Source organism: Stenotrophomonas sp. (assembly GCF_032099025.1).
GTDB lineage: Bacteria > Pseudomonadota > Gammaproteobacteria > Xanthomonadales > Xanthomonadaceae > Stenotrophomonas.
Genome location: NZ_DAMCID010000008.1, coordinates 37,807 through 51,871 on the forward strand (window position 1 = coordinate 37,807; position 14,065 = coordinate 51,871).

At 66.9% G+C, this 14,065-nt stretch carries 12 protein-coding genes; 7 read left to right on the plus strand and 5 right to left on the minus strand.

All coding sequences use genetic code 11. The features are described from left to right. Positions 1-22: 22 nt before the first annotated feature. From rbfA to pnp, 4 genes are all read left to right on the plus strand, one after another. Positions 23-436 carry a 30S ribosome-binding factor RbfA gene (gene rbfA / locus RT456_RS07505; RefSeq protein WP_313344616.1) on the plus strand — a complete coding sequence of 138 codons (414 nt, stop codon included), beginning with the start codon at positions 23-25 and terminating at the stop codon, positions 434-436. A 76-nt stretch (positions 437-512) separates the two neighbouring features. Further along, complete coding sequence (gene truB / locus RT456_RS07510) at positions 513-1,421, plus strand: tRNA pseudouridine(55) synthase TruB (protein ID WP_313344619.1); 909 nt, start codon at positions 513-515, stop codon at positions 1,419-1,421. Between the two features lie 160 nt (positions 1,422-1,581). Next, positions 1,582-1,842: a 30S ribosomal protein S15 gene (gene rpsO / locus RT456_RS07515; protein ID WP_313344622.1), complete on the plus strand. Its 261-nt coding sequence runs from the start codon at positions 1,582-1,584 to the stop codon at positions 1,840-1,842. A 150-nt stretch (positions 1,843-1,992) separates the two neighbouring features. After that, a complete protein-coding gene (gene pnp / locus RT456_RS07520; RefSeq protein WP_313344625.1) occupies positions 1,993-4,101 on the plus strand; it encodes a polyribonucleotide nucleotidyltransferase in 2,109 nt (702 codons plus the stop codon). Positions 4,102-4,200: 99 nt separating this feature from the next. Here the strand turns inward: pnp and RT456_RS07525 are convergent, their stop codons facing one another. Continuing rightward, the gene (locus RT456_RS07525) at positions 4,201-5,187 is read right to left on the minus strand and encodes a hypothetical protein (RefSeq protein WP_313344628.1); all 987 of its coding nucleotides are present in this window, start codon (positions 5,185-5,187) and stop codon (positions 4,201-4,203) included. 196 nt (positions 5,188-5,383) lie between these two features. Between RT456_RS07525 and RT456_RS07530 the strand changes: the two genes are divergently transcribed. Both RT456_RS07530 and RT456_RS07535 read left to right on the plus strand, forming a co-directional pair. Beyond that, a complete protein-coding gene (locus RT456_RS07530) occupies positions 5,384-6,559 on the plus strand; it encodes a glycoside hydrolase family 18 protein (protein ID WP_313344631.1) in 1,176 nt (391 codons plus the stop codon). Between the two features lie 21 nt (positions 6,560-6,580). Continuing rightward, entirely contained in the window at positions 6,581-8,158 is a 1,578-nt protein-coding gene (locus RT456_RS07535) for a winged helix-turn-helix domain-containing protein (protein WP_313344634.1), read from the plus strand. Here the strand turns inward: RT456_RS07535 and RT456_RS07540 are convergent. The 4 genes from RT456_RS07540 to RT456_RS07555 all read right to left on the minus strand — a co-directional run bounded on the left by RT456_RS07540 (position 8,127) and on the right by RT456_RS07555 (position 11,712). Beyond that, positions 8,127-9,203, minus strand: a complete 1,077-nt coding sequence (locus RT456_RS07540; protein ID WP_313344637.1) for a serine hydrolase — start codon at positions 9,201-9,203, stop codon at positions 8,127-8,129. The two genes, RT456_RS07535 and RT456_RS07540, sit on opposite strands and share 32 nt — an antisense overlap. A 256-nt stretch (positions 9,204-9,459) precedes the next feature. After that, on the minus strand, positions 9,460-11,025 hold the full coding sequence (locus RT456_RS07545) for a PepSY-associated TM helix domain-containing protein (RefSeq protein ID WP_313344640.1): 1,566 nt from the start codon (positions 11,023-11,025) through the stop codon (positions 9,460-9,462). 10 nt (positions 11,026-11,035) lie between these two features. Further along, complete coding sequence (locus RT456_RS07550; protein WP_313344643.1) at positions 11,036-11,299, minus strand: hypothetical protein; 264 nt, start codon at positions 11,297-11,299, stop codon at positions 11,036-11,038. Continuing rightward, a complete protein-coding gene (locus tag RT456_RS07555) occupies positions 11,299-11,712 on the minus strand; it encodes a hypothetical protein (protein WP_313344646.1) in 414 nt (137 codons plus the stop codon). The genes RT456_RS07550 and RT456_RS07555 overlap by 1 nt, the downstream gene beginning before the upstream one ends. Positions 11,713-12,125: 413 nt before the next feature. Here RT456_RS07555 and thrS point away from each other — a divergent pair, with 413 nt between their 5' ends. Beyond that, the gene (gene thrS / locus RT456_RS07560) at positions 12,126-14,030 is read left to right on the plus strand and encodes a threonine--tRNA ligase (RefSeq protein WP_313344649.1); all 1,905 of its coding nucleotides are present in this window, start codon (positions 12,126-12,128) and stop codon (positions 14,028-14,030) included. The last annotated feature ends 35 nt before the right edge of the window (positions 14,031-14,065 follow it).

Here is a 14,065-nt window from a genome sequence, read left to right on the forward strand (position 1 = left end):
TTCCAATATCGAAGAGCTCCTCGTGCCAAAAACCTTCCATCGAACCGACCGTGTTTCCGCCCAGATCCGCCGTGAGCTGGGTACGCTCGTACATAACCTTGTGCGTGTGCACGGCTTGCCTTCGGTGAGCGTTTCCGACGTCGAAATCACCCGTGACATGGCCCATGCCAAGATCTTCGTCACCGCGCTGATGCCCGAACGTTCGGCCGAAGCGATGAAGGGGCTCAAGGAGCTGGCCTGGGAGCTGCGCATGGACCTGGCCAAGGCCATGAAGCTGCGCCACGTGCCCGAGCTGCACTTCCACTACGACGACTCGGTCGACCGTGGCGAGCGCATCGACAATCTGCTGCGTGAGCTGCCCGACACCCTGGCGGCCGAGAAGAGTCGTGACGCCGGCGACGGCGACAGCGACGACAGCGACACCAAACCCGAATAAAAACAACAGCCCGCAAGGGCTGTTGTCACGTAGAGCCAGGCCCTGCCTGGCTGCGCGATAGACGCCGGCGAAACACATGACCCGAATTACCTTCCGTCGCCTCGACGGCATCCTGCTGCTCGACAAGCCCACCGGCATGAGCTCCAACGCCGCGCTGCAGCTGGCACGCCGTCTGTTCCGTGCCGAGAAGGGCGGCCACACCGGCAGCCTCGACCCGCTCGCCACCGGCCTGCTGCCGCTGTGCTTCGGTGAGGCCACCAAGATTGCCGGCCTGCTGCTGGGCTCGGCCAAGGCATACGACGCCGACGTGGTGCTGGGCCGGACCACCGACACCGACGATTCCGATGGCAGCGTGCTGCTGGAACGGCCCGTGCCGACCATCAGCCGTGAACAGCTCGACGCAGCCCTTGCGCCCCTGAAGGGCCATATACGACAGCGCGCCCCGATCTACTCGGCGCTCAAGCAGGGCGGTGAACCGCTGTACCTGAAGGCCCGCCGTGGCGAGACCATCGAAGCGCCCGAGCGCGATGTGGTGGTGCATGCCATCGAGGTGCTGGACCAGCAGCCCACCCGCCTGTCGCTGCGCGTGACCTGCGGATCGGGCACCTATATCCGCAGCCTGGCCCGCGATCTGGGCGAAACCCTGGGTTGTGGGGCGCACATCGCCGGACTGCGGCGGCTGTGGGTGGACCCGTTCCGCGACGCCCCCATGGTGACCCTTGAGGCCCTGTATGCGTTGGCGGAGCAGGGCGACGAGGCGGCCATGGAGCGCCTGCTGCTGCCCCTGGCCGACGGCCTGGCTCACTATCCGCAGGTCCAGCTGGACGCTGAACAGGCACCGCGCTTCTGCGTGGGACAGCGCCTGCGCGATCCGGCCTGGCCGCCGGGCACGGTGGCCGTCTACGGCCCGGACGCCCGTATCCAGGGGCTTGGCCAGGTCGACGAGACCGGTCTGCTGGCCCCGCAGCGCCGCTTCAACCTGTGACTGCGGTCACCCGGAGCTTGTTCCGGGAGGCCGCGACCGTTACAATTTCGCGGCCTTTTCAGGCTTCCCGCGTAGGCGGGTTCATCCTTTCGTTAACGGCGAGTCGCGCGGTACGTCAATGGGACGTTTCTGCGGGCCACGCATCCAAGAGAAAACAGATATGTCGATCGACACCCAGAAAGTCATTGAAGACAACAAGCGCAGCTCGGCCGATACCGGCTCCCCGGAAGTCCAGGTCGCCCTGCTGACCGCCCGCATCGAGCTGCTGACCGGCCACTTCAAGACCCACAAGAAGGATCACCACAGCCGCCGCGGTCTGCTGCAGATGGTCAACCGCCGCCGCAGCCTGCTGGACTACCTGAAGAAGAAAGACGTCGTGCGTTACAAGGCCCTGATCGAAAAGCTCGGCCTGCGTCGCTAAGCAGACACCCCGACCGCGGCGCAGGAATGCGCCGCGGTTTTGTTTTGGTAGTACCGCATCAAACGCCAGGACCGGACTTCCGGTCACCCGCCGGCGGCAAGGGTCGCCTGCGGTCCATTCGAAGACAGCATTTCCCCAAGGACATCCCCCGTGGCAAAAATCACCAAAACCTTCCAGTACGGCAAGCACACCGTCACGCTTGAAACCGGCGAAATCGCCCGTCAGGCCGGTGGCGCCGTCATCGTCAAGTTCGACGACACCGTGCTGCTGGTCTCCGCCGTGGCTGCCAAGAGCGCGCGTGAGGGCCAGGACTTCTTCCCCCTGACCTGTGACTATCAGGAGAAGTTCTACGCCGGTGGCCGTATCCCGGGTGGCTTCTTCAAGCGCGAAGGCCGCGCGACCGAAAAAGAGACGCTGATTTCGCGCCTGATCGATCGCCCGATCCGTCCGCTGTTCCCGGAAGACTACAAGAACGAAGTGCAGATCATCGCCACCGTGATGTCGCTGAACCCGGACATCGATGGTGACATCGCTGCCCTGATCGGCGCCTCGGCAGCCCTGTCGCTGGCCGGTACCCCGTTCAAGGGTCCGATCGCCGCTGCCAAGGTGGGTTACAAGAACGGTGAGTACATCCTCAACCCGACCGTGACCGAGCTGAAGGATTCGGAGCTGGAACTGGTGGTTGCCGGTACCTCGAATGCCGTGCTGATGGTGGAATCCGAAGCCGCGCTGCTCTCCGAAGACGTGATGCTGGGCGCCGTGACCTTCGGTCACCGCGAAATGCAGAAGGTCATCAACGCCATCAACGAGCTGACCGTGGAAGCCGGCACCAAGCCGTCGACCTGGGTGGCCCCGGCCAAGAACGATGCGCTGATCAGCGCCCTGCAGGAAGCCGTTGGCCCGCGCCTGGGCGAAGCCTTCCAGGTGCGCGACAAGCTGCAGCGCCGTGACGCCATCTCGGCGATCAAGAAGGACGTGACGGAGTCGCTGGCCGGCCGCGTTGCCGCCGACGGCTGGAACCCGGCCGAGCTGTCGAAGGAATTCGGTGAGCTGGAATACAGCACCATGCGCAACTCGGTGCTGGACACCAAGGTCCGCATCGACGGCCGTGCGCTGGACACCGTCCGCCCGATCGCCGTGAAGACCGGCATCCTGCCGCGTACCCACGGTTCCTCGCTGTTCACCCGCGGCGAAACGCAGGCCATCGTGACCATCACCCTGGGCACCGCCCGTGATGGCCAGGTCATCGATGCCGTGTCCGGTGAGTACAAGGACAACTTCCTGTTCCATTACAACTTCCCCCCGTACTCGGTGGGTGAGACCGGCCGCATGATGGGCCCGAAGCGTCGCGAAATCGGCCACGGCCGTCTCGCCAAGCGCGGTGTGCTGGCAGTGATGCCGTCGCTGGAATCCTTCCCGTACACCATCCGTGTCGTGTCGGAAATCACCGAATCGAACGGCTCCTCGTCGATGGCCTCGGTCTGCGGTTCCTCGCTGGCCCTGATGGACGCCGGCGTGCCGGTCAAGTCGCCGGTGGCCGGTATCGCCATGGGTCTGGTCAAGGAAGGCGATCGCTTCGTCGTCCTGTCCGACATCCTGGGTGACGAAGATCACCTGGGTGACATGGACTTCAAGGTGGCCGGTACCGCTGAGGGCATCTCCGCCCTGCAGATGGACATCAAGATCGAAGGCATCACCGAAGAGATCATGAAGCAGGCACTGCAGCAGGCCAAGGCTGGCCGTCTGCACATCCTGGGTGAAATGGCCCACGGCCTGACCGCCCCGCGCCAGGAGCTGTCGGACTACGCGCCGCGCCTGCTGACCATCAAGATCCACCCGGACAAGATCCGCGAAGTGATCGGCAAGGGTGGTTCCACCATCCAGGCCATCACCAAGGAAACCGGCACCCAGATCGACATCCAGGATGACGGCACCATCGTCATCGCCTCGGTCAACGCCATCGCCGCGCAGGCGGCGAAGGCCCGCATCGAGCAGATCACCTCGGACGTCGAGCCGGGCCGCATCTACGAAGGCAAGGTCGCCAAGATCATGGACTTCGGTGCGTTCGTCACCATCCTGCCGGGCAAGGACGGCCTGGTCCACGTCTCGCAGATCTCCAGCGAGCGCGTCGAGAAGGTCGGCGACAAGCTGAAGGAAGGCGATGTGGTCAAGGTGAAGGTGCTGGAAGTCGACAAGCAGGGCCGTATCCGCCTGTCGATGAAGGCCGTCGAAGAAGGCGAAGGCGTTTCCGCCGAGTAACCCGCCAACGGCGGATTACGAGGGTCGGTGACGACTGGTAGTGACGACTGTTAGTCGTCACTCCTTGAAGAAAAAAAACGGGCCCAGGCCCGTTTTTTTTTATTCCTCGCTTTCCTCGTTTTCCTCGTCCTCAAACCCCCGCCACCACACTGACCCCTCGGCAGGCCCCTCAGCCTCGACCTCCCGGCTCTCGATCGCATCCACCCGCCGCCCCGGCCCAGCGGCCGCCCAATCGGCCAGCAGGCGTTCCACCGCCGCCTTGCCCTGCGCACCCATCCCCAGCTGCCGCTCCACCTTCCAGTCATCGTTGCCGGCATCGGCGTCGCCCTGCGGGTGTTCCTGCAGATGGGCCACGCCATAGCTGCAGCGCAGGCACAGGTGCCGGATCGAATGCGTCCAGTCTTCCACGAAGCCGATTCCGGGCAGTTCCGCCTGTTCAAGCGCTTCCTTGTCTTCCACGGTTGGGCATTGCACGAACGCCACATAGGTACGGTGGTCCGAACGCTGCAGCGTCTGCAGCGCGTTGAAGACTGGATACGTGCGGTCCCCGGACACGCGTTCGCCGGTCTTGGCGCCGTCGTGCAGCACGATGTCGAACAACCGGTGCCCGCTCTCGGGCAGCGGCACGTTCAACAACCGCGCGCGCACCACGTCGATGCGGCGCGCATACACCGTCTCGCCAGTGCCCCACGGATTGAGCCGCACCGCGACCATGCCGAAATCGGACTCGATCGGGCCATCGCCCTCGGGAATGGTGATGCCGCACTGCGCCCACTGCCGTCGGGCCTCGGCCCAGTCGCCCATTGCCGTGGCCGCGATGCCGGCATTCCAGGCGGAGGCTTCGTCGAATTCTTCCTCAACCTGTTGCGCGCGCAGGTTGTGCTCCAGCGACGCCGGCCAGTCGCGCATGTACTTGTGCGCCAGCCCACGCATGTAGTGCAGATAGGCGACATTGGGGCGGTGCACTGTCAGTTCGCCAAACAGCGCGCTGGCCTGGTGCAGGTCGCCGTTGTTGAAGGTGGCGTAGGCGCGGTCGTACAGCGCCCTGATAGCAGCCTTGTCGGCGGATTCAACCGGATCGTCCATGGTCATCGCATGCGGGAGAGTTGTGCACACGATAGCTGGGCTGCTTGCCGTCACGCCACCGCCTCTGGTCACCTGCGGGTCGGTAGGTGACCGCCGCACCCGCCGTAGACCTGTCCGCCGGACAGATTCGCAGGACATCCGGGCACGTCGTCTCGTGCCTTGTTAACGTTGGCCCATCCCACTCGACGGAATTGCCATGTCCCGCCTGTTTGCTTCCCTGCTGGGTGCCGCCATTGCGGTGGCGCTCCCGCTCGCCAGCCATGCCGCAACGCCGTCGAACGCCGTGATCGGCGCCTACTACCCCGGCGGCTCCGCCGAGCGCTACCCGGTATCCGCCATTCCGGCCGATACACTGACCCATCTGTTCTACGCCTTCGCCCGTATCGATGCCGGCAAGTGCGTGGTCGATGAGAATGCGCCGGCGCACTTCAAGGCGCTGGCCGCGCTCAAGCGCGAACACCCGCAGCTGCACACCATGATCTCCATCGGTGGCTGGAACGCCGGCGGGTTCTCGGACGCCGCGCTCACTGCACAGAGCCGCGAAAGCTTCGTGCGCTCCTGCGTGGCGCTGTTCTTCGAACAGCATCGGGGCAGTTTCGACGGCGTGGATATCGACTGGGAGTTCCCGGTCTCCGGCGGCCCGCTGGAAATCACCGACCGCCCGGAGGATCGGCGCAACATGACCCTGCTGGTGCAGGAATTCCGCCGCCAGCTGGACGCGCTCGACACTGGGCGTGGGCCGCACCGGCTGCTCACCGCCGCGCTGCCGGCGGGCCGCGTGCAGACCGATGGTCCGTACGATCCCGCGCTCAGCTATGAGCTGAAGGAACTGGGCAAGGCGCTCGATTTCATCAACCTGATGAGCTACGACATGGGCACCGGCTTCTCCAAGGTGTCCACCTTCAACGCGCCGCTGCGCGAGGTGCCGCAGGACCCGCTGGCACCGGAACAGCGCCGCTGGAACAGCGTGGAAGGCGCGGTGCAGTACTACCGCCAGCACGGCGTGCCGGATGACAAGCTGGTGTTGGGCGTGCCGTTCTATGGGCGTGGCTTCAAGGTCACCACGGAATCTGCCGATGGCCTGTACCAGCCGTACAGCGCCCCGTTCGAAGCAGGCGACTGGCGCCGCATCCAGCGCGAGTTCCTGGACACGCCCGGTTGGCAGCGCCACTGGCACCCGGTGGCGCAGACCCCGTGGCTGTACAACGCTGCCGAGAAGGTCTTCATCAGCTACGAAGACCCGACCTCGATCGCGCTGCGTGCGGACTACGCCAAAGCGCAGAAGCTGCGTGGCGTGTTCACCTGGGAACTGACCGCCGACGATGACAGCGGCAGCCTGTTGAAGGCGATGGCCGCTCCGTTCCAGCCGTAAACCTGCACTATGCTTGCACGCATGACGACCGTGCAGCTGCTGGATCTACACATCGACCGTGCCGCGCAGCAGGTAAGGCGCGGTGACGTGGTGCTGCCGGTCAGCGGGCTCAGCTGGCGGCTGCTGGAGTGCCTGCTGGCGCACGGCACCGACGTGGTGGCGTTCGACACGCTCGCCGACCAGGTGTGGGCACCGGCGGTGGTCGGCGAAGATGCCATCAGCCAGCGGGTGAAGCTGCTGCGCCAGGCATTGGGGGATGACAGCCGCCAGCCGCGCTACGTGCGTTCCGTGCGCGGCCGTGGCTACCAGCTGGGTGCACCGTTGCAGCATTCGGCACCCGCACCCCCGCAGGATCGCGCGCCTGAGCCGAAGCGACGCTGGGCGTGGCCGGCAACCGGCGTTGCCGCTGCCCTCGTCGCGGTGGTCGCCGTGATCGTCGCATGGCCGCGCAGCGCGCCACGTTCGCCGGCCGATCCGGTGCTGCAGCGTGCGGGCTACTACGCCGGCATCGGCCAGGCCAGCAACAACGACCGCGCCATCGTGCTGTACCGGCAGGCGCTGCAGATCGATCCGGATTCGGCGGCGGCCCGGCGCGGACTCGCGCGTGCGTTGGCGGCCGACGCCTGTCTGTTCAACGGCACCCGCGAGCATGCGGAGGAGGCGCTGGTGCTGGCCGGACAATCACTGACGGCCGCGCCCGACGATGCGGTGGCGTTCGCGGCGCGCGGCTATGCACACGATTGCCTGGGCGACATGTCGCGGGCGATGGCCGACTACGAACAGGCGCTGCGGCGCGACCCTCAGGATGAGCGCACGCGCGCCTCGCTTGCGTATCTGCAGCAGGAGAAGGGGCGGCTGGCGCAGGCGCTCCAGGCCAACCTCGCGTTGAAGGCGCCCGAGCGGGTCCGGTTCCGCGATGTGCAGGTCGCGCGCGAACTGGAGCTGCTCGGCTTCACCGATGCCGCCGCCCGGCGCCACGCGCACAACTTCCAGCTGTTTCCGGACAACGTCTTCAGCAACATCGCCTGGCCGCGCAGCCTGCTGGCCATGGGCGAGCAGGGCAAGGCACGGCAGGCACTGGACCAGGCCCTCGCACGCGGCACCCCGCATCCGGAGTTGCTGCGCCTGCAGGGCGAGCTGCTGTTGATGGACGGCGATACGCAGGGCGCGGCGCAGGCCTTCGAACACAGCCGCCAGCTGCGCCCGCAGCAGTCGATGGGGCAGACGCTGGCGGGACTGTACGGTGCCGGCACGGCCACGCCCGAGTGGCTCACCGCCCGCCTGCGTGCCCTGAAAGAACAGGCAGACGACGGCTGGTCGGACACCGCGCTTGAGCGTGCCTTGCTGCACCAGGCGCAGGGCGATGCAGGCGCGGCGATGGCCGACCTGCACGCTGCCGTGGACGCAGGCTTCCGCGACGCCGCGTGGCTGCGCGTCAGCCCGCTATTCGCGCCCCTGCGCAGCGCGGCAGGGTGGGAGCGTCTGCTCGCCCGCATCGACGCGGACGTTGCCACCCAGCGCGCACAGGTGCTGTCCGCGCCGTGGCGCCCCGATGACCTGAAGGGCCTCAGCGCAGCGCCGGCAACAGGAACTCGGTAAGCACGCGGCGCGACTGCGGATGGGCATAGTTGCGGTTGTAGGCCCGGCTGGTGACCACCGCGACCAGCTTCTTCTCCGGCATCACGAACACGTAGTTGCCGCCGTTGCCGGACATCGCCCACACCGTGGTTTCCTTGCCGTCCACCGGCAGCTTCACGCCCCACCACTGGTAGCCGTAGTCGCTGCCGTCATCGGTCTCCGCCTGCGGGCGGATCATGGCCGCGATGTAGGCGGCGGGGACGACCTGCTTGCCCTGCCAGCGCCCGCCGGCCAGCACCAGTTCGCCCAACCGGGCCAGGTCACGGCTGCGGTAGCGCGTGCCACCGCCGCCCATGCCGATGCCTTCGGGGGAGCGGTTCCAGTGGCTGTTGGCAATGCCCAGCGGGCGCTCCAGCGCCTGCGCGGCGTAGTCGGCCAGCGGCATCTTCGTGGCCCGTTCCACCACCGCGCCCAGCACGAACGAATTGGCGGTGCAGTAGGCATGCGCGCGGCCGTGCGGGCTGTCCTCGGGCCGGGTCATCCACGGTGCGAATCCCTTCACCGGCAGCGACAGCGCGAAGTCCAGCCAGCGCTCGGTGACATACATGCGCTCTTCGTTGCCGCTGGAAAACTGGTTCTGGTCATCGCACTCCCACAGGCTGCTCATGGTGAGCAGGTCTTCGACCGTGGTGCCGAGCAGGCGCGGATCGACGGTGTGCTGCGCGGTGAATTCGGGGAAGTAGTCGTAGACGCGCGCCTGTACCCCGGGCAGGTGGCCGTCGCCGATGGCCGCGCCGACCAGCATCGCGGTCACGCTCTTGCTGGCCGAGCGCACATCGTTCAGGGTCTCGGCATCGGCGCCGTTGAAGTAGTGTTCGTAGGCCACCTTGCCATCCACCAGCAGCAGCACGCTGGTGACCTGCTTGATGTCCTCGCTGGCAATGGCGGCTTCCAGCGCGGTGAGTGGGGCAGGGTCCAGCCGCGCCGGCGCCGCCATGGTAGCGATGGGCAGGAAGGTGGTGAGAGACAGGATCAGGGCGGGGAAACGCAGTGTAGTTCGACGCATGGGTGGAGCTCCTTGGGTGAGGGGCCCACTACGCCAGCAGCGCATCTGAAGTGCTGGAAAAGCGCCTGAAGATTTCTGAAAGGCGCCCACCCCGGGGGGGTAGAGCCACGCCCTGCGTGGCTGAGGCGCCCGTACACCCAGGGTAGAGCCACGCCCTGCGTGGCTGAGGCGCCCGGACACCCAAGTAGAGCCACGCCCTGCGTGGCTTCGCGGTCCACACCGAAGAGCAGCCACGCAGGGCGTGGCTCTACGCGTGTCAGGTGGCTGCGGCCCACACGCTGTTCGGGTCGCCGTTTAGTGCCCGGCGGCGCGTTGCGCGTGCCATCGCGCCAAACCCCAGCGCCATCGCCAGTGCCACACCGTCCACCCAGAACAGCGGCCAGTAACCGCGCGCCGCGCTGGTCCACAGCCACAGCCCGCTCATTGCCCCGTGCGCCACCGGGATCAGCGCGGTGACGATGGCTGCCGCCCACAGCAGCTCCACGGCCGCCTTCGACGGCGCACGCAGCGCCGCCCACAGGGCGCAGCCGCCCCAGACCAGGAAGCAGGTCCAGCGCATGCCACGGTCGGCCTGCGCCGGGGCCAGGTGCTCCAGCAGCTGCACGCTGACGAACGCCGCCGACACCGCCACGCACAGGCCGATGCACACGCCCACGGTGGCCCGCGCCATGTTGATCTGCGCGCGCCCCTGCGTGACCTGGCGGCGCTTGCGGCGCGACTCGATCCACAGCAGGTTGCCCGAATAGAACAGGAACGCACCGCCCAGGCCCAGCGCGAAGTACAGCCACGGCACCAACCCGTTGCCGAACTCGCCAAAGTGCAGCGCATAGGCCGTTGCCAGCGTGGCATGGTTGGCGTCGCGCTGGCCGGGCAGCTGGGTATGCAGCAGATCGCCGGTATTGGCATCCAGCGCCACCGCACCCAGCGGACCCAGCGACACGCCGCCGTCGCCGGTGATCTCGATGGTCGCGTTGGCATCGCCGGCATTGGCCAGCTTCAGGTAGGCCGGCTCGAACCGCGCCTGGCCATGGTCGTTGGCCACCGCGATGGCGCGTGCATGCAGCATCGCCAGGCTGCCCGCGCGGACCGGCGCATTGGCCGGCGCGCGGATCGGCGCGGTATCGGTCGCCGCCGGCAGCGCCGCCAGCAGGTTGTTGTCGTAGATCAGCGGATTGAGCGCGGCCATCTGCAGGAACATCAGGCACAGCAGCGCGCCGGTGACCGCGAACAGCAGGTGGAAGGGCAGGCTGAGCACGCCGATCACGTTGTGCGCGTCCTGCCACATCTGCTTGAGGTTGCGGCCCGGGCGCAGCGCGAACAGGTCGCCGACCAGCTTCGGCAGGTGGATCACCAGCCCCGACAGCAGCGCCAGCCCGTACAGCAGGCTCACCACGCCCATCAGGTAGATGCCCGCCACCGGCAGCCCCAGCGTGTAGTGCAGTTCGTTGACCAGCTCGGCCAGGCCGGCCTGCGGTGGGGTCGGGCTGCCGTCCACGTGGTCGGCCCAGGCGAACAGCCAGGTGCCCTTGGCGTCCTGCCAGTAGGCGATGGACTGCGGTGTTTCCGCGCCGGGGAAGGTCATGCCCACGTGTTTGCGGGCATCGGGGTGCCTGGCCAGCACCCCATCGAGCAGGCGCTGCGCATCGTCCAGCGTCTGCGCGGGCTGTTCCATGCCCTGCGGCGACTGCCACAGCGGCAGGTCGTGGTGGAACACGGTGATGGCACCGGCATAGAACGCCACGAACAACGCAAAGCCGGCGACCAGGCCAACCCAGGTGTGCAGGGTGGTGAACGTACGCAGGGTGAGCGAGCTGAATTTCATCGGATAGGCCTCACTGCACCCAGTGGAAGTGGCGCAGCAGCCACAGCAGCGCAAAGCCGAGCGCGGCGCTGGCACTGAGCCAGAGCCATGCGCGCAGCCCGGTACGGAACGCAAACGCCCACAACGCCGCCAGCATCCACAAGGGCGTGAACGCGACCATGCTCGGCACGATCACCGACTGCCACGGGCCCGGCGGCAGCCAGGCGATCAGGCCGCTGGCCGCGGCGGCCACGAAGAACCCGGCACACAGGCCGGCCAGTGCACGTGCCCACATCAGCGTCGCGCCTCCGCGTCCGGTCGCGTCCACGCGGCCAGGTAGGGCAGCGCCAGGGCGGTGAGCATCCAGCCGGCCAGCGTCACGCAGAAGCCGGTGGCCAGGCCGAGCTGGCCCATCCACAGCCACAGCGACGTGGCCGCGGCGACGAGCCCGAGCTGGCGACCCAGCCGGCCGGCGCGGCGCAGGCGTGGCCAGTGGCAGTGCGGGGAGGCGGCGTAGAAGGCCAGTGCAGAGAAGGCCGAGGCGGCACCGGCCAGGCCGCAGTACAGCAGCCCCAAGGCGTCCGCGCTCAGCATGGAAGCGCCGTGCAGGGCAGGGGCGTGCGGGCCGTAGGGGCGGCGCAGGGCATGGGAGTCCTTGGGGAAGCAGGAGGGGCCGGGCGGTGACGGCAGCCTGCGCATGGTAATCATTGCCGTTTCCGCGCGCCACACGGGCCTATTCAGAAGCGCGTGCGCCGGTTGTGCATGGAGCCGGCCAGCGGCCGGCACTACCCTTGGAGCCGGCCAGCGGCCGGCACTACAGGGAGCCGGCCAGCGGCCGGCACTACGGAGCCGGCCAGCGGCCGGCACTACTGATTGGGCATCGCAACGGGTTTGGTTTAAGATCAGGGCATCCACCTCGAGGCAACAAGGTGACCCGCGCCAAGCGCCGGTCCAGCGTGCGACATGAGCACTACCACCGCCCAGCGCTGAACGTCCGACGGCTCCTTGCCCAGGCGCCTTCGTGGCGCTTTTCTTTTATCCGGCGGCGCACCCGGACACCCTCGACTCCGTTTCCCCGGCCTGCCTCGCAGGCCCACAAGCACAAAGCCCAAAGCCCAGTCATGATCGCGATCACGCTCCCCGACGGCAGCCGCCGTGAGTTCGAAAACCCCGTCAGTGTCATGGACGTCGCCCAGTCGATCGGTGCCGGCCTGGCCAAGGCCACCATCGCCGGTTCGGTGGACGGCACCCTGGTCGATGCCAGTGACGTCATCGACCATGACGCGAGCCTGCGCATCATCACCGCCAAGGACGAGGAGGGCGTGGAGATCATCCGCCACTCCTGCGCCCACCTGGTGGGTCATGCGGTGAAACAGCTGTACCCGGACGCCAAGATGGTGATCGGCCCGGTGATCGCCGAAGGTTTCTATTACGACATCCAGTCCGAGCGTCCGTTCACGCCCGAGGACATGGCCGCGATCGAGAAGCGCATGGGCGAGCTGATCGCCCAGGACTACGACGTGGTCAAGAAGGTCACCCCGCGCGCCGAGGTCGTCGAGATCTTCAAGGCGCGTGGCGAGGACTACAAGCTGCGCCTGATCGAAGACATGTCCCCTGACATCCAGGCCATGGGCATGTACTACCACCAGGAATACGTGGACATGTGCCGCGGCCCGCACGTGCCGAACACGCGCTTCCTGAAGGCCTTCAAGCTGACCCGCATCTCCGGCGCGTACTGGCGCGGCGATGCGCAGAACGAGCAGCTGCAGCGCATCTACGGCACCGCTTGGGCCGACAAGAAGCAGCTCGAGGCGTACATCAAGCGCATCGAAGAAGCCGAAATGCGCGACCACCGCCGCATCGGCAAGCAGCAGGACCTGTTCCACCTGCAGGAAGAGGCCCCGGGCCTGGTGTTCTGGCACCCCAAGGGCTGGGCGCTGTGGCAGGTGGTCGAGCAGTACATGCGCAAGGTCTACCGCAAGAGCGGCTACGGCGAAGTGCGCTGCCCGCAGATCCTGGACGTGAGCCTGTGGAAGAAGTCCGGTCACTGGGACAACTACCAGGACAACATGTTCTTCACCGAATCGGAGAAGCGCACCTACGCGGTCAAGCCGATGAACTGCCCGGGCCATGTCCAGGTGTTCAACCAGGGCCTGCACAGCTACCGCGACCTGCCCATCCGCTACGGTGAGTTCGGTTCGTGCCACCGCAACGAGCCGTCCGGCGCGCTGCACGGCATCCTGCGCGTGCGTGGCTTCACCCAGGACGACGGCCACGTGTTCTGCACCGAGTCGCAGATCGAAGCGGAAGTGACCGCCTTCCACCAGCAGGCGCTGGCGGTGTACCAGCACTTCGGCTTCGACGACATCCAGATCAAGATCGCCCTGCGCCCCGAATCGCGCCTGGGCGACGACGCCACCTGGGACAAGGCCGAAGGCGCGCTGCGCTCGGCGCTGTCCACCTGTGGCGTGGAATGGCAGGAGCTGCCGGGCGAGGGTGCCTTCTACGGCCCGAAGATCGAGTACCACCTCAAGGACGCCATCGGCCGTACCTGGCAGCTGGGCACCATGCAGGTCGATTTCATGATGCCCGGCCGCCTCGGCGCCGAGTACGTGGACGAAAACAGCCAGAAGAAGCACCCGGTCATGCTGCACCGGGCCATCGTGGGCTCCATGGAGCGCTTCATCGGCATCCTGATCGAGCACCATGCCGGTCAGTTCCCGTCCTGGCTGGCGCCGACCCAGGCCGTGGTGGCCAATATTACCGATGCGCAGGCTGAATACGTCCAGGAAGTAACCAAAACCCTTGCAGATCAAGGGTTCCGGGTAACGGCCGATTTGCGCAATGAGAAGATCGGTTATAAGATTCGCGAGCATACGCTGCAGCGGGTCCCGTACCTACTGGTGGTGGGCGACCGTGAGAAGGAAAACGGCGCCGTGGCCGTGCGTACGCGCTCTGGCGAGGATCTGGGCAGCATGTCCGTCCAGGCCTTCATCGAGCGGTTGCAGGCAGAACAGTCTGTGTAAGAAAGTCCCGGCCCTGCGGATGATCCGCTCAGGGC